The organism is Saprospiraceae bacterium, from assembly GCA_016709995.1.
Lineage (GTDB): Bacteria > Bacteroidota > Bacteroidia > Chitinophagales > Saprospiraceae > JADJLQ01.
This window is the reverse complement of the sequence record JADJLQ010000001.1, coordinates 3,279,349-3,301,292: the sequence shown is the minus strand read 5'-3', so window position 1 is coordinate 3,301,292 and position 21,944 is coordinate 3,279,349. Positions and strand designations below refer to the sequence as shown.

The 21,944-nt window shown below is 43.4% G+C and carries 17 protein-coding genes; 6 read left to right on the top strand and 11 right to left on the bottom strand.

What is annotated here, in order from left to right:
• Nucleotides 1-18: 18 nt before the first annotated feature.
• Together IPJ09_14075 and IPJ09_14070 are read left to right on the top strand one after the other, a co-directional pair.
• Entirely contained in the window at nt 19-627 is a 609-nt protein-coding gene (locus tag IPJ09_14075) for a hypothetical protein (protein ID MBK7372539.1), read from the top strand.
• Between the two features lie 185 nt (nt 628-812).
• A complete protein-coding gene (locus IPJ09_14070) occupies nt 813-1,298 on the top strand; it encodes a hypothetical protein (protein MBK7372538.1) in 486 nt (161 codons plus the stop codon).
• A gap of 9 nt (nt 1,299-1,307) precedes the next feature.
• Here the strand turns inward: IPJ09_14070 and IPJ09_14065 are convergent, their stop codons facing one another.
• Genes IPJ09_14065 through IPJ09_14050 form a run of 4 tightly spaced genes read right to left on the bottom strand, consistent with a single transcriptional unit; the run spans nt 1,308 to nt 4,052 of the window.
• Nucleotides 1,308-1,559: a DUF4332 domain-containing protein gene (locus IPJ09_14065; GenBank protein ID MBK7372537.1), complete on the bottom strand. Its 252-nt coding sequence runs from the start codon at nt 1,557-1,559 to the stop codon at nt 1,308-1,310.
• A gap of 60 nt (nt 1,560-1,619) precedes the next feature.
• A complete protein-coding gene (locus IPJ09_14060; GenBank protein ID MBK7372536.1) occupies nt 1,620-2,291 on the bottom strand; it encodes a cyclase family protein in 672 nt (223 codons plus the stop codon).
• A gap of 10 nt (nt 2,292-2,301) precedes the next feature.
• The gene (locus tag IPJ09_14055) at nt 2,302-2,538 is read right to left on the bottom strand and encodes a hypothetical protein (GenBank protein MBK7372535.1); all 237 of its coding nucleotides are present in this window, start codon (nt 2,536-2,538) and stop codon (nt 2,302-2,304) included.
• 38 nt (nt 2,539-2,576) lie between these two features.
• Nucleotides 2,577-4,052 (bottom strand): M48 family metalloprotease, encoded by a 1,476-nt coding sequence (locus tag IPJ09_14050; GenBank protein MBK7372534.1) that lies wholly within the window; start codon nt 4,050-4,052, stop codon nt 2,577-2,579.
• 258 nt (nt 4,053-4,310) lie between these two features.
• Between IPJ09_14050 and IPJ09_14045 the strand changes: the two genes are divergently transcribed.
• Entirely contained in the window at nt 4,311-7,193 is a 2,883-nt protein-coding gene (locus IPJ09_14045; protein MBK7372533.1) for a T9SS type A sorting domain-containing protein, read from the top strand.
• Nucleotides 7,194-7,204: 11 nt separating this feature from the next.
• On the opposite strand, the gene IPJ09_14040 is transcribed toward IPJ09_14045, so the two are convergent.
• Nucleotides 7,205-7,759, bottom strand: coding sequence for a DJ-1/PfpI family protein (locus IPJ09_14040; GenBank protein ID MBK7372532.1), 555 nt, complete (start codon nt 7,757-7,759; stop codon nt 7,205-7,207).
• 88 nt (nt 7,760-7,847) lie between these two features.
• Nucleotides 7,848-9,050 carry an MFS transporter gene (locus IPJ09_14035; protein MBK7372531.1) on the bottom strand — a complete coding sequence of 401 codons (1,203 nt, stop codon included), beginning with the start codon at nt 9,048-9,050 and terminating at the stop codon, nt 7,848-7,850.
• A 231-nt stretch (nt 9,051-9,281) separates the two neighbouring features.
• Between IPJ09_14035 and IPJ09_14030 the strand changes: the two genes are divergently transcribed.
• On the top strand, nt 9,282-12,533 hold the full coding sequence (locus tag IPJ09_14030) for a T9SS type A sorting domain-containing protein (protein MBK7372530.1): 3,252 nt from the start codon (nt 9,282-9,284) through the stop codon (nt 12,531-12,533).
• Nucleotides 12,534-12,539: 6 nt separating this feature from the next.
• Here the strand turns inward: IPJ09_14030 and araA are convergent, their stop codons facing one another.
• On the bottom strand, nt 12,540-14,045 hold the full coding sequence (araA, locus tag IPJ09_14025) for an L-arabinose isomerase (GenBank protein ID MBK7372529.1): 1,506 nt from the start codon (nt 14,043-14,045) through the stop codon (nt 12,540-12,542).
• Between the two features lie 130 nt (nt 14,046-14,175).
• Between araA and IPJ09_14020 the strand changes: the two genes are divergently transcribed.
• The gene (locus IPJ09_14020; protein MBK7372528.1) at nt 14,176-14,907 is read left to right on the top strand and encodes a hypothetical protein; all 732 of its coding nucleotides are present in this window, start codon (nt 14,176-14,178) and stop codon (nt 14,905-14,907) included.
• A 55-nt stretch (nt 14,908-14,962) separates the two neighbouring features.
• Here the strand turns inward: IPJ09_14020 and IPJ09_14015 are convergent, their stop codons facing one another.
• The 4 genes from IPJ09_14015 to IPJ09_14000 all read right to left on the bottom strand — a co-directional run bounded on the left by IPJ09_14015 (nt 14,963) and on the right by IPJ09_14000 (nt 18,857).
• On the bottom strand, nt 14,963-15,664 hold the full coding sequence (locus IPJ09_14015) for an L-ribulose-5-phosphate 4-epimerase (protein ID MBK7372527.1): 702 nt from the start codon (nt 15,662-15,664) through the stop codon (nt 14,963-14,965).
• A gap of 25 nt (nt 15,665-15,689) precedes the next feature.
• Nucleotides 15,690-17,342, bottom strand: a complete 1,653-nt coding sequence (locus tag IPJ09_14010; protein ID MBK7372526.1) for a ribulokinase — start codon at nt 17,340-17,342, stop codon at nt 15,690-15,692.
• A 50-nt stretch (nt 17,343-17,392) separates the two neighbouring features.
• Entirely contained in the window at nt 17,393-17,827 is a 435-nt protein-coding gene (locus IPJ09_14005; GenBank protein ID MBK7372525.1) for a phosphoheptose isomerase, read from the bottom strand.
• A 151-nt stretch (nt 17,828-17,978) separates the two neighbouring features.
• Complete coding sequence (locus IPJ09_14000; protein ID MBK7372524.1) at nt 17,979-18,857, bottom strand: M23 family metallopeptidase; 879 nt, start codon at nt 18,855-18,857, stop codon at nt 17,979-17,981.
• An 80-nt stretch (nt 18,858-18,937) separates the two neighbouring features.
• Between IPJ09_14000 and IPJ09_13995 the strand changes: the two genes are divergently transcribed.
• Entirely contained in the window at nt 18,938-21,907 is a 2,970-nt protein-coding gene (locus IPJ09_13995) for a tetratricopeptide repeat protein (protein MBK7372523.1), read from the top strand.
• Nucleotides 21,908-21,944: the final 37 nt, after the last annotated feature.

The following is a 21,944-nucleotide window of genomic DNA, read 5'->3' as shown; positions in this document are numbered from 1 at the left end:
GATTTTTTAAAGTCTATTTTGAAAAGACTTGTTCGATCTGAGTGGCCGGTTATCCTGGGAATCAGCCTCTATTGCATCTTTTATTATTATGCATCGACCTTGTATCCGGGAGGCTCACAAGCTAATATTCATACCTATGGATTTGACTGGATCAACAACTATTGGTGTAACCTATTGAATGAAAGAGCTCTCAACGGACAGGTCAATCCTGCCAGAACTTATGCCATATTTGGGACCGTGGTATTGTCCCTCACTATGATTTGGTTTTTTGTGCGATTTGCTCTCCTCCTTAGTGTGAATAAGTCTTACCAATCTACTATCATTGCTTTTGGAATCATTTCAATGGTATTTGCCATATTTTTATATACGAGCTACCACGATATTGCTTCGATATTGTCTGGTGGAGCCGGTGTAATAGCCTTGACAGCCTCATTCTATCAACTATATCTGCATAAAAGATTTTCGTCGGTGTACTACGGTTTATGGTGCATGGCGATTATCGCGATTAATAATTTTATTTATTTCTCCGGCTTTAAACTCGAATGGCTTCCTTTGATCCAGAAGGCAACCTTGCTCTTCATATTCGGATGGGTACTCACTGTCAACCAGGCTTTGAGCAAAATCTGAAACTCCAGTATTGTGTCCAAAAGAGGGTTGATGGGCGATTGTGCCTTAATGATCAGGCAAAAATTATTTTACAAAAATTAATATTAGATATGGTTTGAATTAAGGTAGGATCATTATAATTTTAGGTCCAATTAATTACCCTTCATACTTCATAAGATTTGTAACTATTTAAAAATCAAATGAATATGAAAAATTTTCCTCATGTACCAATCATGATGGCCTTTATGGCTGTTTTCTTTGTCTTTTCAAATATGTCTGGGTCAATAGATCTCAATCCACCTGGTGAAGTATTAGAATATAACGCTGACCTGGATCTGTACCTGGACAATTGCGTAGAGCAAGTTCATCTTACCGGGAAGCTCACCAGCAAATTTAGATTAGACAAAAACCCAGAGGATAATCAGTATAAAACCAATTTCCATTTGACAGCCCACGGCGTAGGCGAAGGTCTTGTATCTGGCAAAAAATACAGCTATTCTGAAAATAGGGCGGAAATCATTCACTCCACCCTGATCAATGGTCATTTTAATTTCATCTCAAAGTCCAAAGTTAAATTGATTGGACGGGGATCAGCACCTAACTCAGAAATGATATTTACACTGCATATTACGATCAATGCCAATGGCGAATTGGTAGTCGTAATAATAGATGCCTCCAGTGAATGTAGTTAAAGAAAGATCTTAGTCTTTCCAGTTCCACCATTTTAGTTTTTCAGGCTCTCTGGACTGTGCAGGAGTTTCTGCAAAATACACTGCCTCCCGAAATACATAAAGAAGACATCGGTCTTGTATACACCCGGCATATTGGTTGGATCGATCATATAAAGACTGAGGATCCTGACCATCTAACTGGTCGATGGAAGTGATACCGATATGAATAAGGTCTTGAGCGATAGATCTGCCTACTCCTGGTATCTGGCAAAGCTCTTGGATGATAAGTTTGTCAGTAGGTATATGTTGGAGGTTTTTCAATCTTATAAAATAAATATTTTTTTACAATTCCTCATCCTTCATGGTCGCGAATGCCCTCACCGGAAAAGTACCCATGCCTTTTATTTTTGGTGGTACTGCTGAAAACAAGAACTCATCCACAGTGATCCTGCTAAGCTGGCAGAGGTGTTCTACGATGAGGATTTCATTTTTAAGTAAAATACTGTGTACAGGCCTCGCATTGCTGCGGGTGTCATCTATATTGTGTGAATCGATGCCTACCAGTAAGACTCCCTGATCTACCAAATAGGCTGCTGCATCAGTAGCTAAATAGGGATGATCATGATAATATCCATCTGTCATCCAATGGTCTGACCAATCCGTTTGAATTAAAACAGCCTTGTTTTTTACGTTTATTTGTTCAAAATGATGTAGATCTACTTTTAATCCGGCGGAATAGGGAACATGAATTTTTACTGCAGGCAAGTCTACAAACCGCGTTAACAAAACCTCGGACAAGTCTTTTCCATTTTCGTATCGATGAAAAGGACAGTCGATATAAGTGCCGGTATTGCCGACCATATCGATCCTGCCTATCTGAAAGCTGGTGCCTTCTGAATAATATTTTTTGCTTTCAGCTCTCGAAAGATAATCACATATCAATGGGGCAGGCAGCCCTTTATAACTAATTACATTTTGGTCAATGACATGACTGAGATCCACATAGGTCGACATAGTAATCTGGTTAATTATGCATTCTAATTTTTTTGATCAAAGCTATCATCGATACTAAAGCCCAGGTAGCTTCGAGTATGGTAAAAGGCATAGATTTTATCAGCACAGAAGACCAGCAAGCAAGCCCCGCACCGACCAGGTTCATCAGGATATATGCCAGGTGTTCAGGCTCAATCTTATCAAATAAGTTGAGAAAATACGCGATTAGGATCAGCGAGACACCTCCTGTACCCAGTAGATCAGCCATAATATACTACAGTTATCTTCTTAATGATCGTACCAAACTCAAGCTTTGCCTTTCTGCGCTACTTTAAATAGCTTTCCGGCAGGCACTACATCTTTAAGTTGCATACCATTGAGTATGGCAAATTCTTCGAGTCGTGCTTGGGTGATACCGTAGCTGGTGAGTAATTCACTGAGGGTAGCAGTTCTGGGTGCATTCACTACAGAGATATATTCTGGGAAGACATTTATTTTGTTAGGATCTGTCAGGTTATTAAACCCTTCCATCGTGTTGAGAAAAAGATTTTGATAGCTCTGGTAGTCCTTATTGGCACAGACTCCGTGCAGACAAAAAATGTTTTGTTCTTTCTGAATATAATAACTCAATACAAGGGTTTTCTCGGCTTCCGCAGGTGCTTGTTGCCCGGCGGCTATAGTAGGTGAAGCCAGTACAACTACTGCCCGATAACCATTGACCGTCCTGTTTTCTGATCTGATCGCAGTCAATCCAAACTGGGTATTGCTATTAGCGATCACTTCGTCAAAGGTGGCGCCCTGTCCCATGGTCAGCAACATCATGGCTTTGCCAGCCGGTTCTGCCATGACTAGCTGTGAAGGTGAGTTTTGTACTTGCCAACCTGTAGGTACAGGAAATCGGAATCTTAGCTGCGGATGATAAAATACACCTCCATCTACATAGCCTTCATTTGGATCTTCGCCATACATCAATCCGTGGATGCGCCTAAGATATTCATCTCTGTTGACCTTAAGAGAAGCCTTATTGATAGTGGATGCTGTCTGCGCTTGCTCCGCTAATTTATGCACTCTATTGAATCGGTCTCCAGGGTCAGGATGGGTACTTAAAAATACGGGAATGCGAGCCCCTGCCTGATCTGATATTCTGCCGATAGTCTGAAAAAATTGGGCCATCTGGTGAGCATCATATCCAATCTTGGTGGAGTATTCGACTCCTAATTCATCAGATTGAGACTCATGTGCACGGCTAAATTTGAGCAATAATAATTGGGCTCCCTGCATGAGGGACTCAGCCATCGAAGCTGCAGCCGGAGAGATGACTAAAAGCCCAATCACACCGACCTGGGTAAGCAGTTGATCTTTAGCCTGGGCATTGGCATGCCTTGCTGTGATGTGGCCAATCTCATGTCCAAGCACCCCGGCAAACTCTGCCTCATTATTAAAATGTGCCATGATACCCCTGGTGAAGTACACATAACCCCCTGGTACAGCAAAAGCATTTACTATGGGAGACCCTATAATCTGAAAGGTATAACCATGATCTGGTCGGTGACTGATCTTGGCCATCTCCTGACCTTTTTCGTTGATAAAAGCCTGCAAAGCAGGGTCATCATATTTGCCAAATTCGGCGAGGACTTGCGGATTACTTTCAAGGCCCATTTGCTTTTCCTGTGCTTCCGACATCAGGTTGAGCTGCTTCTTGCCGGTCACGGGATTACGAGAACATTGATAAAACAGCATCGCAAGGATGAGGATGCTTATAAAATAATTGAGTCTTTTCATTTTAAGTTGATGTTTAAATATAAATCTATCCGATATAACCGTAGAAATTAATTAATTCAATGGAAGGTATGGTGAAATACAGCTTTTCAAATTTGGTTTTTTAGCTGCCAGGCAATTTTATTGCCGTTAGGTTTATGTATCAAAGATACTGATGCCTATTTAGATTAGCTGTATTATTTTTTTCGGTTTCAGGTGCCTTGTACGAGGTCATTTGATTAAGGTGTTTAATGGTTAGCTTTGCCTGGCCAATTCAAATTTATGCACGCTTCTTTCCATAAGCCCCCTATTTTTTCGACCATACTCTTTTTCAAGATTGGTATTTTCTTTTTACTCCTGGCACCGGGGTCGATGTCTGCTCAGTTACTTTCCTGGGCACCCGCTTTTCCGAAGGCATCTGATCCAATTACGATCACCCTCGATGCTACCAAAGGCGATTTGGGCCTGATGGGATATAACGGTAATGTGTATGTGCATGTTGGCGTGATCACCTCCTCCAGCAAAAATGCTGCAGATTGGAAATATGTTCCTTTTGCCTGGGGCGGTACTGCCATTACTTCTCTAACTACTGCGGTCGGAGTCAATCGTTGGCGATATACTATCTCCAATATCAGGTCCTTTTTTAATGTACCTGCCAGTGAACAAATTCTCAAGATAGCTGTCCTGTACAGGCAAGGTGGATGTACTAACTGTGCTTCACATAGGAATGCAGATGGCAGTGATATGTATATCCCCGTATATGATGATCAATTGGCATTGAGATTTGAGCAACCACCGCTCGTCCCGCTATATCGTCCACAACCTGAACCGATCAAAATCAGCCAGGGTCAAAGTCTGCAAATAAAAATAATCAGCAATCAATCAGCAGATCTCAGCATCAAGCTCAGTCAGGTCACCCTATCGCAAGCATCGGGCATGGACAGCCTTGGCGGTATGATAGCCATGATCGGTCCAGGTCAATATACAGTCACAGCCAGTGCATCCGCTGGTGGCAAAGAGGTTAAAGATTCGTTCGCATTTACGGTGCCAGGTACTGTCACAGGTACTAAACCATTGCCATCCGGCTTAAGACCCGGCATCAATCGGGGAGATGGAGATAGTTCTCTAACCCTGGTGCTGGTCGCTCCTGGCAAAAACAAAATAAGTGTGTTGGGTGATTTTCCCGGCAATGATTGGTCTGATCAGCCTGCCTACCAGATGAATCTTGACCCCGATGGTCGTACCTGGTGGTTGAAGATACCTGGTTTGGACCCGAAGGTAGAATATAGTTACCAATATGAGGTAGATGGCGCACAGAAGATCGCTGATCCTTACGCTGAAAAAATTCTGGACCCTACCTATGATGCTGTGATCACGAGCCAAACTTATCCCGGACTCAAAGCATATCCTTCAGGCAAAACCAATGGGATCGTCAGTGTAGTCAGGACAAACAATTCAGCCTATCAATGGAAGCATCCATTTATACGGCCTGATAAATCTCAATTGGTGATCTACGAAGTTCTGTTGAGGGATTACCTTGCAAATCATGATTTTAAATCTCTGACGGATACGCTAGGATATCTTTCACGCCTAGGCATCAATGCCATCGAACTAATGCCAGTCAATGAATTTGAAGGCAATCAATCCTGGGGATACAATCCGGATTTCTTTTTTGCAGTAGACAAATATTATGGTACAGAGCATGATTTCAAAAGTTTTATAGATTCATGTCACGGCAGAGGCATCGCGGTGATCATGGACATGGTATTGAATCATGCGACCGGCAGTTGCCCCCTGGCAGCTTTGTACTGGGATGGAGTCAATCAAAGACCTTCTGCAGACAATCCCTGGTTTAACGTGACCGCGCGTCACCCGTTTAATGTATTCAATGATTTTAATCACGAAAGCCCCGATACGAAGTATTTCAGCAGCCGGGTTATGCAGTACTGGCTCAAAGAATACCAGGTCGATGGATTCCGGTTTGACCTATCCAAAGGGTTTACTCAAAAAAACAATCCCAATGATGTAGGGGCCTGGAGCGCTTACGATGCCAGCAGAATCGCCATTTGGAAACAATATTATGACAGCATTCAATCTTATGTTCCCGGAGCATATGTCATCCTGGAACATTTTGCTGACAATGCTGAAGAATTTGCATTGGCAGATGCAGGTATGCTGCTTTGGGGGAATCATAATGGCGCTTATAGTGAAGCGGCTATGGGTTATGTCAATAATGCCAATCTGACCAATTCTTTGTACCAATCCCGCGGCTGGACCAAACCACATCTGGTCAGCTATATGGAATCCCATGATGAAGAACGACTCATGTATAAAAATCTTCAATTTGGGAATGTTGCAGGAGCCTATTCGACAAAAAATCTTACTACTGCGCTGGACCGGATGAAACTCGCCACTTCATTTTTTTTATTATCCCCCGGGCCCAAAATGATCTGGCAGTTTGGTGAGTTGGGCTATGACTATTCGGTCAATACCTGTAGCAATGGTACTGTCAATACCAACTGCCGCCTGGACGGTAAACCCATCACCTGGCAATACACCCAGGTTCCTGCCAGAAGTTTAGTTTTAGATTGGTATCAAAGATTGTTGCAATTGAGAAAATCAGATGCCTTTCAAAATGCAATGAAACAATTTGATTATAGCCTTACATCGGCTTTTAAATATCTTACGTTTAAATCCAATGATCTCAATGTAGTCGTCGTGGGCAATTTTGATGTCACCAATGCCAGTGGCACGGTTACTTTCCCCAGGACCGGAATGTGGGTAGACCTGAAAGACAATCAAACCAAAGTGATTAACCAGACTAATAATTCCTTTACACTGGCACCAGGAGAATATCATGTATACCTCGATCGCCCTCTGGATCAAGTGACAGCCAATCGGGAGACACTCAGCACTTCGGTCAAAGTAAAAGTGTACCCCAATCCATCTTTGGGTGCCGGCACTTTACAATTAGAGTTAGTCAAAGCTGCTACCATCCACCTGGTCATTACTAATATCCATGGGCAGACCATACTTCAAACGAAAAACCAAAAATGGCCTGCCGGTACCCACCAGCTACCAATCGGGATCGATGTACCCGGCACCTATTTTATCAAAGTCAGAAGTTCGGAAGGGATGCAGGTCCTGAAGTATGTGCGATGGTAAAAAGGATGATCTTATGCGAGACTTTGCATGACCAACCGATAAAACTCAGGGTGTGATTGCCAGGTCTGACCGGTAATGATCTTGCCATCTTGTACCGCTTCCTGATCTTTAATATAGGTACCACCGCAAGAAGTGACTTCAAACTTGACATGTTCATAGCAGGTGATGTTTTTGTTTTCAACCAGTCCGGCAGTGACCAGTATCTGAATACCATGGCAGATGGCAAATATGTATTTACCTTGAACATTAAACTCTTGCACCAGCCTGATCACTCGTGCGTCATTGCGCAAGTATTCAGGGGCTCTGCCACCGATACAAATTACAGCATCATAGTCTTGCGAGGCTACGTGGTCAAAGTCCACATCGGACATCACCTGGTAGCCCGGGCTTTCTTTGTAGGTATCCCATCCTGGTTCAAAATCATGGATGACCAGATTCATTCTTTTGACTGCAGGGGCAGCGATCACAGGAAGATGGCCAGCCTCGATCATACGTTGTTTGGCATAGAGTACCTCGAAGCTTTCGCCGGCATCGCCTGTGATGATGAGTATTTTTTTGGATGACATGAGCTATTAATTATTGGAATAAAGGTTAATGGGATCGAAGATAAACAAGATGGCCGAAAAAGGACAAAAACAGCGTTTTAGTTATAACTTATCTATTTCTTAAATTCTTAATCAAAGGCATGATCTTCGAATTGTCATATCGATATAGGTAGACAAGCCCAATGATGCCCATCAATGCTGAAAAGTAAAACATATAGGGTACCCGTCCTACATGATCACCGATATATGATCCAGATATGAAGGCACCTCCGCCGATCGCTATCTCCAGCGAGATATACATCGTAGCCATGGCTCGGCCTCTTTTGTCATGCTCCCCTAAATCAATCGTCCAGGCAGAGATAGCCGGGAAGAATATCCCGATACCGAATCCAAACAAGACAGAGGCTATGTAAAATAAGGCAGGGGTATGACAAAGAGCATAAACCAACATCGCCAGGATGATAATAAAGATCGATGCTTTAATGACTGGCACTCTGCCCACTCTATCTGCTATTTTACCTGCAAAAAACCTGGTGGCGATGCTGGATAATGTAAATACCGTAAAATAAATACCCCGATTGCCCAATTGTAATCGGTCACTGATATCGGGCGCTAAGGTCAAAAGGACTCCGTAAGAAAAATAACAGCAGATCATCACGATGGCTGCCGGCAACACTAAAGGATCAAATATATCCTGCTTATCGACTTTTAGATGACTTAATTTAAATTTTTTATTTCCTACCAGGGTCTCTGGCAGCTGAATTAAAATAATGAGAGAAATAAATGCAAGCAAAGAAGATACATAAAACATCATATTGATTCCATAGGAGGATACAACCCAGCTTCCCAAAGGTGGTGTAGCAGAGGACCCTACGCTGGAACATATACCTAAGATGCCAAGCGCTTCACCCCGGCGATTCCAGGGCACGATATCCGCTACATAAGCCGAAGAAGCGGTCGGTTTGAATCCCGTAGAAAACCCATGAAAAAACCGTATCCACAAAAAACCCGCTACAGTATGCATCACCGGGTATAAAAACCCACAAATAATACAAGCAAAAACGCCAAAATACATGACCGGCAGCCGACCAATCGTATCGGTCAGTTTACCACTAAATGGACGGGATGCTCCTGCAGTCACCGTAAAAAGTGCAATGATCAAGCCAATATATTGTGCACCGCCCATTGATCGCAGATAATTTGGCAGCTCAGGGATCATCATATTGAAGCTGCCGGCAAACAAAGCATGGGACAAACAAAGTAATAAAAAAGGGGTGGTATACAGTCGGGTGGCCTCAGGCACAGGTGGCATGGTGCGAAGATAGGGATTGGCTTGCTTTCGTCACTGATCACTTATTTTAACTACCGAACTTAATTATTTTATTTACCTATCTGACCATTATAACATTGATCGGTAAGACATTAAGTATTAGACAATCCTGTATGATGATTTTAACCATAAAAAATGCTATTACTTATATATGTTTTTCGGATATTTGATTGCCCCCTGATTATTGTGTATCAATCGGTTAATCAGAATACTATGAAAAAAATTCTACTTGGTTTTATTATCATTTGCCTCCATAGCCTGGCTACCTCCGGTCAAAACTGCAACCTCAATTGCCCTAAAAATTTAAGCACTTCTCTGCACCCTGAATTTGGATGTACCAGAGCTTTGAGTCCGTATGACCTGATGACCAATCCATCTGATATCTCGCCGACTTGCCAGGCCTATCAGCTCAAGTTAGACTATCCCTATGGCACCCATCAAATGAATACTGACGGTGCGCTGGACATTAGTCATTCCGGTTATAGCATGACCTATCATATTATAGACTCCGTCTCAAAAAACTCTTGCTGGGGGACATTAAAAGTAAATAGTTGTGACCTCTGCCAGATACCTACCCCTCCGGTGATCACCAGCTTTACGGTTACGCCCGAACCTATAATCCCAGGCACCACAATCAATCTGAGTGTAACTGCTATGGATAATATCTCTATCAGCAAAGTTGAATTTTATAATGGAACTAGCTTGTTCAAAACAGATTATAGTGCTCCGTATTCAACTACTTATACCACGCACGCAGAATATGCTTCTAAAAATTACTTTAAAGCCATCGTTTACGACAATTGCGGTGACAAGGATACTTCCGATGTGCTCGTGCGTACGACTCTTTTTCCCACATGTTATGATGGAGTAAAAAATGGTTCTGAAACCGGAGTAGACTGTGGTGGTGGCTGTCATGATATATGTCCAGTAGCATGTTACAAGCCTTCTGGTTTGACTGCGTCAGTGAGTGGTTCTTACGTGACATTAAGCTGGTATGGCACCGTGACCCAATACGATCTTGAAATCTTTAATATTTCAACCTCTACCCTGGTAGTCACTATACCCATCGCCACAAACCCCTATCATATCAACCTGGTAGATGGCAATTATAAGTACAGGGTAAGACAGGGCAGTTCCTGCCTTTGGAGTGATTACGTTTCATTTTCAGTCAATACATACTATGGTCATTGTTATGTACCAACCAACCTGGCTCATACTATCAATGGATCCCAGGTGAGTCTATCCTGGACGGGTTATGCCTCCCAATATCATCTCGAGATCATCAATACCACTACCCATGCTACTGTGGTGACCAGCCTGATATCTACTACCAACTATCAAATCTCCCTGCCCAACGGATATTATAAATGGCGAGTTAAGAGCGTCTGTGGAAGCCAATACAGTGATTGGTGTACAGATCAGATCTTTGCTGTTAATTATACAGACCCGCATTGTTATGCTCCCAGTTATTTGACCTCGTCCGTCAGTGGCGATAAAGTCACTTTGACCTGGTCGGGATCCGCTGCTGATTATCATCTGGAGATCATCAATGTCAATACTTATGCCACGGTGGTTTCAGCTACCTGGGCTAGCTCACCTTACCAGGCTACTTTGCCCAATGGTACCTATAAAGCTAAGGTGCGCACCGTATGCGGATCAGGCTATAGCTCCTGGACCTCTGAGGTAATATTTACAATCAATTATGCTTCGCATCCTCCTTGTGCCAAGCCTTATCATATGCTATTTTCCATCAATGGTACCTATGCCACTATTTCGTGGTCAGGAGATGGTAGTCAATATCAGATAGAATTGGAGAACACCGATAAGAATGTCATGGTCAATAACGATATCATGGCAGGCACGATTTTTCAATCTACGCTGGCTCCCGGCAATTACCGATGCAGAGTAAAGAGCAAGTGTCCACCTGATTGGAGTGATTGGTGTGATTATGGTTGGTTTACCATCCAGGGTGATCATCCAATCCCAGGACCGGGCAGCCCACCAAGTACTTGTGCAGCTCCAACTCAACTTTTTCCATCTGTCGCCTTACATGATGTGACTTTATCCTGGTCGGGATCGGCAGATCAATACCAGCTCCAGGCTGAAAACAGGGTCACCGGCGAGGCTGTGATTTCGGCAGGCTTGAATACAAAATCCTATCTGGCTACCCTTCCAAATGGTGGTTATCATTACCGAGTAAGAAGCCAGTGTGGCAATGATTATAGCGAGTGGAGTTCCTGGTCAGAGTTCACCGTCAATGCTGCAAGTCCTGTGGTCACCACCCCCGAACCAGATACTTGTCATCGTGTTCCTACCGGACTATCTGCGATGGTAGTTGGTCATGCAGTGACCCTTACCTGGGCTGGAGGGACAGCTCAATATATGCTTCAGTTAAATAACACTAATGCAGCTACCAATCTTATTGAAGAGGTTTTGCTTGATAAGACTTATTCGACCACTTTGACTGAGGGTGTATATGAATTTAAAGTGCAAGGTGTATGTGGAACTCAACAGACTTCGTGGAGTCAGACTGCTATCGTGGTCATTGGAGGATCGGATGACGAAGCCATCGGCCATTATGCTCCTGTCGATTCAAGTTGTACCAATTCAATTTCACCACGGATCATTCAAGCAACCAAAAATTCTGTGACCTTAAAATGGAACAAAGGAAGTGGCGCTGCAAACTACACCATAGAAGTAATCGATGTGGCCCATCCGGAGGTATACCGATATATCACTACGCAGTATACTGATTCCACCATCACCATCACTGGTCTGTTGCCCAATAATGTTTATAATATTTTCGTAAAAACTATCTGTGGCACTGGGGTATCTCAGCGTACCAGCCATACGATAGTGACTACGCCAGCCACCAACAGCACTGCTACCAGCAAATTTGATTGCGATGCACCTCCGGGCCTCGCTGTGAATTTCATCTCTGCCACAAGTGCTCTCGTATCCTGGGGGCCAGTGACGGGATTGAAATATTACAAACTAGTGGCAGAATCCACCGGCGATACACCTGCCTTCAGCTTGCTTCAAACTGTGCTCAACAATCAATTTACGGTGACCAACCTGGCCCCCGGAGGCAGCTATCAGTTTAAGGTAGGAGCTGAATGTTTCTTTTCTAAAAGCGTGTATACTCCTAATATGGCTTTTACCATGCCAGATGCCCCTTCTGCGTTGTTTTCTCTGGAGGCAAGATCTGCTCCAATACATCCGATGACCGTAGAAGTATTTCCAAACCCGGTACGGTCTACCTTAAACATCAAGTTACATGATAACGTAGACCATCAGGGATGGTTAGAACTCACCAATATCAATGGTCAGATTCAATCCACCTGGAAAAATATACCACTTCATGAATCTATGTCATTAAATGTAGAGCAGCTTTCATCAGGAGTATATTTTCTAAGGATAAATACTGGCCGTAATCAAATCGTCAAAAAAATAGTGGTCGAGTAGATTCTATTATTGCTGGCGGTGAAAATAGGCGGCATTATTGCGTAACTTCTGTTTGAAGTCATTGATATTGGTCGTATGACTATCTATCCGTACACATTCTATACCGGCTAAGTCTGCATAATCTTGCAAAGCATCCGCACCTATATTTTGACTAAAGCAGGTGTGATGGGCACCTCCTGCTACTATCCAGGCTTCAGCTGCCAGGGCAAGATCCGGCAAGGGCTTCCAAAGGGTCCTCGCGACAGGAAGGTAGGGCATGTCCTCGCTGATCTCAAGGGCTACGACCTCGTTAATCACCAATCTGAATCGATCTCCCAGGTCTATCAGCGATGCATTGATGGCTGGTCCGGGATCACCTTCAAAAACCAATCTTACAGGATCATCTTTGCCACCTATCCCCAATGGATGTACCTCACACCGCGCCTTAGATGAACTTATTGAAGGACAGATCTCTAACATATGGGCTCCCAGTACCAGGTCATCAGCCTCGTCAAAATGGTAGGTATAGTCTTCCATAAAACTATTGCCCCCAGGCAGCCCTGTGGCCATGACTTTCATGCTACGTACCAATGCAGCGGTCTTCCAGTCGCCTTCTCCGGCGAATCCATATCCTTCTGCCATCAATCGTTGGACTGCGATGCCCGGGAGCTGGCGTAAACCGTGGAGATCTTCGAAAGTATCTGTAAAAGCTTGAAATCCTCCATCATTCAAAAAATGTCTCAATCCGACCTCTATACGGGCTGCTTCTACCAGGGATTGTCTTTTTTCGAAACCGTGATGCAGGCTTATCATCACCTCGTACTGATCTTCGTAAGCTTGCATAGTATGGATGATTTCGCTTTCAGTGACATCATCGACATATCCGACCAGGTCACCTACACCGTACGTGTTTACCTGGTAACCAAATTGGATTTGTGCAGATACTTTATTGCCTTCTGTGACCGCTACTTGTCGCATATTATCACCTATCCTGGCCACTTTCATGGTTTGACTGTCCTGCCAGGCAGCTGCTATTCTGGTCCAGGTGGATATTTTATTGATGACAGCTTGATTTTTCCAGTGACCGACGATGACCTTCCTTCTCAGGTGCATCCTGCTGGCCATAAACCCAAACTCTCTATCACCATGAGCGGACTGATTCAGGTTCATAAAATCCATGTCGATAGATGACCATGGGATACTGGCGTTGTATTGAGTGTGCAGGTGAGCAAATGGTTTGTGCAGGATATTCAGACCATTGATCCACATTTTAGCCGGGGAGAAAGTGTGCATCCAAAGGATCAAACCGATACAGGAATCCTGATAGTTAGCCTCTTTGATCAATGCAAAGATCTCTTCAGGAGTAGTGAGGACGGGTTTGAAAATGATCTTGACCGGAATCGAGGGCTGCTCATCCAGGTATCTGGCGATTTCTTTTGAATGGGTATTGACTTTGGTCAGGGTGGTATCACCATACAAATGTTGACTACCGGTGACAAACCAGATTTCGAATTCAGCTAATGAAGGAAGCATAAAAAGATCAAATTTTTAAGAGTTATAAAACCAGGGTAATATAATAAGAAAGGTGCTACTGGTGCCATATTTCAGACTGGGATTATTCTGTATCTTTCTTCCATCGTTTTTTTGAAAAAACAGACCCTTCATGAAACCTGATCTTTTTTTGAATCGAAGTGCCATCTACGTGTTTATTATTTTTTTCCTGTTTGCACTCTGGGCATTTTGGCCGGGTTATTTCTCCCCGTTGATCGAATCTAAAGAAGTAGCTATAAAATATCATACCCATGGCCTGGGTATGATGATGTGGTGTATGATGTTGATATCGCAGGCCCTGCTCATCAGAATCAATAAAAATTCTATTCACCGGTTGATTGGAAAATTTTCTTACCTACTGGTTCCTTATATATTTTTTTCCACCCTAGACCTGGTACATTCGTTGATGGCTGAGGTAACTACCTGGAGGGCTATAGACCTTTTTAACCTGGCCCTCATGGTCAATGCAACTTTTCTTTTTGTCCTTTTATTTGCCCTGGCGATCTATCATCGAAAACATCCAGGTTTGCATGCCAGGTATATGGTATCAACTATTTTTCCTTTGTTTACGCCGGTCACAGATAGGCTCATCCATCATCATTTTAAGCCCATATTGGCTTTGGTGCCGAAGTTGGAGGGTATACCCCTGGTGCCTACAGCCGGATTTTTGCTGGCAGATATCCTTTTGCTTTGCCTGGTAGTTTGGGACTGGAGCGCTAATAAGAGAAAAGATGCATTTCTAACTGCTTTGATTTTAGTCATGGTCTACCATATCACTACTTTGACGCTCTATCAATTTGATTTTTGGAGATCATTCGGGGTATGGTTTGCGGGACTGTGGTAATTTTTTCAACCTGTCGCTCAAGTATAAAATTCACTTCTTTTTTGAGAAACCAATTTTATTCCTGTCCATAATAAGAACCTTGTCCGTGTTTTCGGGCAAAGTGTTTATCGATGAGGGAAGATTTCATGCGTTTGGTTTCAGGGTCGATTTGCAGGGAGATAAAAGCCATCTTGGCTATGGCTTCGCAGACAGCGCTGTTGTAGACTGCCTTGTAGACATCTTTGCCCCAGGTAAACGGGGCATGATTACCCACCAGGATCATCTCCACATCCAGATAGGACAAGTCACGATTACGCAAGGTCTCCGTGATTTGATGACCGGTCATATGTTCATAATCCCCCTGTATATATTGGTCATTCATTGGTGGCGCACAAGGGATATCTACCGTAAGGTGATCCGCATGGGTGGTACCCAGGATCGGGATATCCTGGAGGCTTTGGGCCCAGGCAGTAGCATAGGTAGAGTGGGTATGTGCTATGCCACCGATCTCCGGCCAGGTTTTATACAACACCGCATGGGTCCTGGTATCAGAGGAAGGCTTTAACCTACCTTCTACCACTTTGGCATCGAAGTCTACGATGACCATATCTTCCGGAGACAATAATTCGTAAGCGACTCCGCTAGGTTTGATAGCAAAGACTCCTGCCGATCTATCTACTGCACTGGCATTGCCAAAAGTAAATAATACCAAACCTAATTTGGGGAGTTGCAGATTAGCTTCGTAGGCGGCTTGTTTTATTGATTGGTATTTGCTCATATTACTGTTTGAAAAAAAAATAAAATTATTGGTCCATCACCGCACAAAGCTGTTTGTAGGATTGATAAAGTTTTTCGTATTGATCGACTGATCCTGTTTGTGGCAGATATTCTTTATCAAAACCTGATCCCATGACCTCCATGGCCTCATTAATATCGCGATACACTCCTGCGGCTACGGCGGCAAACATGGCGGCACCCAAAGCACAAGTCTGCTCGGACTTGACGATGCGGATAGGCATATTCATCACATCGGCCATAATCTGCATGATAAAGGGTGATTTTTTGGCTACACCTCCCAGGCCTATCAATCCTTTGATTGGAATGCCTTCTTCAATAAACCGATCTACGATCAATCTTGCCCCATAACAAGTAGCCTCTACCAGTGACCGGAAGATCTGCGGAGCATCACTACCGAGATTGAGCCCACTGATCACGCCTTTGAGCATTTGATTGGCATCTGGAGTCCTGCGTCCATTCATCCAATCGAGAGATAGTATGCCACCCGAGCCAATAGGGACGGCTGAAGCATCCTGACTGATTTGTAGCATTAATTTATCAGCAGACTCCTGTATTAATTGCGATTTAGTTGCTGCATCCAGCATGGAGGATGATTCTATTATTTCACGCACTCCATAGGTCAATACTTTGACAAACCAGGCATAGATATCTCCAAATCCGGATTGACCTGCTTCCAGCCCTAGCATCCCGGGTATCACTGATCCATCTACCTGACCACAAATGCCTCTGACCAGGGATTCTTTATCTTGATTGGGTGCCACGAGAATGTCACATGTAGATGTCCCCATCACTTTGGATAGGTAATATGGTTGGATCTGTCCTCCGACGGCCCCCATATGTGCATCAAAAGCACCGACGGACACGACCACTTCCGTAGTCAGTCCCAACTTTGTCGCCCAGGCAGCGGACAGATGCCCTGCCACAGTATCCGAAGTAAAGGTCTCCTCAAACATCCTTTCCCTCATACCGTCCAACACTGGATCCAGTGCTGCAAAAAAATCATTGGAAGGCAATCCATTCCAGGAGGGATGCCATAATGCTTTATGACCGGCTGCGCAGCGACTTCTTTTCATCGATTTTACATCTTTACCGCCCGTCAATAAAAATGGAATATAATCGCAATGCTCTACCCATGAATAAGCGTGTGCCAATATAGATCGATCTTCCCGGGAGACCTTCAATATCTTTGCCCAAAACCATTCTGAAGAATAGATACCACCTTCAAATTGTGTGTAATCTGTAGTCCATCGTCTGCAGAGGGCATTGATTTCTGCAGCTTCCTGCACTGCAGTGTGATCTTTCCACAAGACGAACATGGCATGAGGATTAGATTCAAATCCGGAAAGCAAGGCCAGTGGGGTGCCACTTTTATCCACAGCGACCGGAGTGGAGCCAGTGGTATCTACACTAATCCCTACGACCGAGGAGGTGATTTCCGGACCAGCCAATTTGAGGGCTCCTTTGATAGCAGCTTCCAATCCCTCGATATAATCCAGGGGATGTTGTCTCCACAGATTAGTGGAAGGATCACAATACCATCCTTTTGCCCAACGGGAATAAAAATGTACATGAGAGGCTATCTCGTATCCGGTAGCAGCATCGACTACCAATGCCCTCACAGAATCTGTACCAAAATCAATACCAATTACTGTCTTCATCCTGACAGCTAAGATGAGGATTTATCCAGAAAACTGTTAAATGAAAGCAATTAATCTTTAAAGACCTCTATCTCTTTGGTCTCCATAATGAGATCAGTGAATTTGCCTTTAAACCGGGTAGCACGGACGATATGATTATCAATCCAATGGTAATTGCCACCGCGTGGTTTGCCCATCAGCATGCCATGATATTTAAACCCGTGTTTGCGGAGCCATTCTTCGGTGATCTGGCGATGTTCTTCAGTTCTTGAAGTAAAATAATAAATGATATGGCCTTGATCGTACCACTTATTGATGATCTCGAGGGCATCAGCATAGGGTTCGATATGACGCATTCTCTCGGGTTGTTCATTAGGTACATCATCACAAATAGTACCATCTATATCGATCAGATAGTTTTTGACGCCTTCAGGTAATATGGGGCTGAGTGCATTCCCTTGATCATCATAAATTTTCTTTAGTTCAAGATTTTGATCGTGATCCATTGATTGTATTAAAGAGATTAAAAAGCCGCAAAGTTAAACTTGTTTTTATACTCTATCATGTATTACGCCAAAAAACTATCATCGGTGGAAATGTAAATTTCGAGATAAGTTGGTTGCTAAATACAGTCCAACTAATTGTAATTCAATGAGTTTAAAACCGCATATAGTCTTCAGGATTCATGGCCTTTCCCTGGTACCATAGTTCGAAGTGCAGGTGAGGGCCGTTGGTGAGCTCGCCGCTATTGCCGGCGATGGCGACGACTTCACCGGCTTTGACATAGTCACCGGCTTTTTTGAGTAGTTTAGAATTATGCCTGTAGACACTGAGCACTTCATTGTGGTGTTGAATGACCAGGCTATTGCCCGTCTCCTGGGTCCAGTCCGCGGAGATTATATAACCATCCATAATCGATTTGACTTCAGTGTTTTTAGGCACGATGATGTCGATACCCAGGTGATTTTTTTCAACAGACATTTTTTCGCTGATCTCTCCCTGCACTGGCGGAACAAAATACAGTTGTTCTAAAGGAAGGTTGACCGCAAAATTGGATAGTTTTTGGTTTTTCACATTGGAGATCTGCCTTTCGAGCAATTGTTCGTCTTCCAAAGCGATTTCTTCTTTGCTTTTAAGCACCGGGTCCGAATTGAAGGGCTTAACCATAGAATCAATCAACATATCTTTCGGGTCATCCATGATTATCTCGCCATTGATCAGGCTTTGCATTTTCGAAATATAGAGGGTTTGGGCCTCCATTCCTTTCTCGAGCGTCTGCACTTTTTTATACAAATTGGTGTAGTCATCGTGATTGGTATTGCCATAGCCGGGGATCAATCGTTTGACAGGGGTAAAAAACAACAGCATCGTCACCAATAATGCACCAATGACCATCAGCATACTAAGCAACGTATATACATTGAGCAGGTTGAGCTGATAGGAACCTATTTCTTTATAGGTCTCATGGTTTAAAATGACCAATCTATAAGGAGTTTTTATTCTATGTAAAATCCTTTGTATCAATGTCTTTTGCATTTCTGATTTGATTTCCTGAAGAAAATAAAATAAATTTGCATTTTATCGGTTTATAATAGGCCAACAAATAATGCATTTCGATGAATCTAAACGCTGTTTCCCGTAGTTTTTTAATCATACTGGTTTTTATACTGGGGGCATGCTCAGTACAGAAAAGCAGGAATGATGTTTCCAAAACGGGATTGTTTTATCATAATCTAACGGCCAAATATAACGGCTATTTTAATGCTAAAGAATTATTGGATCAATCAGCCGAAGCGCTGGATACCCGATATGTAGACAATTACACCAATGTCCTTGAATTATATAAATACAATGGCATAGAAGATGCCAGTGACGCTTCTGCCAACCTGGACATCGCCATCAAAAAAGCTAGTACGGTGATCAACCTGCATCGACCCAGCCATTGGGTAGGCGACAGCTACTTGCTCATCGGGCAGGCACAGTATTACAAAAAGGATTACGAGACGGCAGAGGAGACTTTCAAATTCATGACTCAGAATTATAATAAACTGCATGAAAGTCCCAAAACAGACTCTAAGGCTCAAGCGGCCAAAGACCGGGCTGTCCGCGTCCAGGAGCAAATAGAAAAAAGAGAAACTGCTCAAAAGGATAAAGAAAAGCTCAAAAAGACGCAGGACAAAGAACGGAAAGCAAAACTCAAGACCAGGGATCAGGAAAATAAAGAAAAAGCAAAAGCGAGAAAACAGCTCATCAAAGATCGTAAAAAAGGTATCAAGCGACCTGCGCCTGCTACATCTAAGACTACACCAAAGCCTGCCGTCAATGGTCGGGATTCCAGCGCGACGATCGCCAAAACTTCGAAAAAGGAGGAGAAGCCAAAACCAGAAGATGTCCCAGAAAAAACCAAGGCACCTAAACAAAAAGGCAAACACAGACCAGTTTTGCAAGATGCTCAAATGTGGCTGGCCAAGACTTATATCATGCGCAAAAACAGTATAGCTGCAGGCATCATACTCCATCAACTAAAATCTGATCCGGCGCTTTACAAAGAACTGCAACCGGAGATCCCGATCCTGCAGGCATACAATCATATCAGAGCAGAAGAATATGAAGATGCTATCCCTTACCTCGAAGAGGCTTTAGCGCTCAGAGAGGTCCCCAATCGCCGAAAAGCCAGGCTGGCGTTTGTATTGGGGCAGCTCTATAGCATTCAGAAGAACGATGTAGCGGCCTATGATGCTTTTGAGAAAGTATCCAAACTAAGTCCAAATTATGAGCTTGAGTTTTTTGCAAAATTGAACAGTGCCCAAAAAGGAATGGCCGCAGGCAAAAAAAGCAAAGATCAATTGTTGGATGAATTAAAAAGACTCACCAAAGACGATAAAAATACGGATTACGGCACCGCCATCTATCATACCATGGCATTGGTGACCCTGGCAGATGGTCAGCGGGATCAAGCCAAAGAATACCTGGTAACCGGACTTTCCCATGGAGGCAGCGCTACTCAAAAAACGGAGAGCTTTTATCTCCTCGCAACTTTATACAATGATGACGAGGTCTATCTCAAAGCAAAAAATTATTATGACAGCACGCTCTCTGTCATGGGCGAAAAAGATCTTAGAAGACCCGAGGTGATGAAATACAGTGCGTCGCTGACTGATATTGCCCAGCATATATCCATCATAGAGGTACAGGACAGCCTGCTTTTAGTCAGTACCTGGCCTGAAAAAGATCAAAAACAATGGGCGAGAAAACTTTTAAAAGAGCGTGAAAAAAATCTTAATGTAAAAGTTGGACTCACCCCTCCCAGCAGGCAGTTTGACGCAAGTGCATTGTCCCGCGGCAATATCGATATCAATCCTGCCAAAAGCACTTTCTTTGCATATGATGAAAAAGCGCTGAAAAAAGGAATCAAAGATTTTGAAAATACCTGGGGTAATATCAAATTGCAGGATAACTGGAGGATAAGCCAAAAAATACAAAACAGTTTTGTCGACAATAATGCCCAGGATCCTAACAAACCCAACCAGGAAACTGCTGATGCCAGCGAGGACCTCGCCTCTGTACTAAAAGACATCCCCAATACCCCGGAGCTAAAAGATCAGGCACACGAGAAAATACGCAACAGCATGTACGCGCTGGGTGTATTGTATCGCGAAAAACTGGAGAACTATCCTAAGTCTATCGCTGTTCTGGAAGAATTGCTGCAAAAATATCCGGCTTCCTCTATCGAACAGGATGTACTGTACCAGCTCTATCTCGCCAGCATGCAACATGGTGACCAGATCAGGGCTACTAAATACAAAGAGCGGATCATCACAGAGTATCCCGGCAGCAAGTATGCACAATCCCTGTTACATCCTGATTTTATAGAAACCACTGAAGACAAAATCGCACAACTCAATAAATACTACGATGAGACCTATCGTATTTTTAATTCCGGAGAATGTGGCGAAGCCATGGGCCGGATCCACCAGGTAGATAGTCTGTTTAAGGAAAACCCCCTTCGGGCCAAATTTGCCATGGTAGAAGTGCTTTGCACCGGTAAAACGCAGGGAAAAGAAGCTTATCAGCTGGCGCTTAAGGATTTTATCGCCCGCTATCCTCAATCTGCCGAAAGGGACAAAGCCAAAGACATGCTCCGCTACCTGATGGGTGATGAAAAAGCTTTTGAAACGCCTGATATATTAAAAGTCAATACGGATCCCAATGCCTTTGAATACCTGGAAGATGAATTGCATTACGTGATCGCGATCGTCTATGACAGAAAAGCCGCCACCTTGTCTGATCTAAAAATATCGATCTCTGACTTCAATCAAAAGTATTTTCAAAACGACGATCTGAAGATATCCAATATTTTCCTGGATCAGGATGCTACCATCCCCATCATCATGATCAGGAAATTTGACAATGCCTCTAAAGCAATCCGGTATTATGAGACGGTAAAAAATAATAGCAAACAATTTATCGCTCCCGAGATCAATAATGAAGTATTCGCCATCTCCCAATCGAATTATCGGAAGTTATATGCCACCAAGGATGTAGAATCTTATAAAAGCTTTTTTAAAGCGAAGTATGGCAAGTAGGTGGGAGTGAAACCGTCAAGGCTTTCACATGTGATTA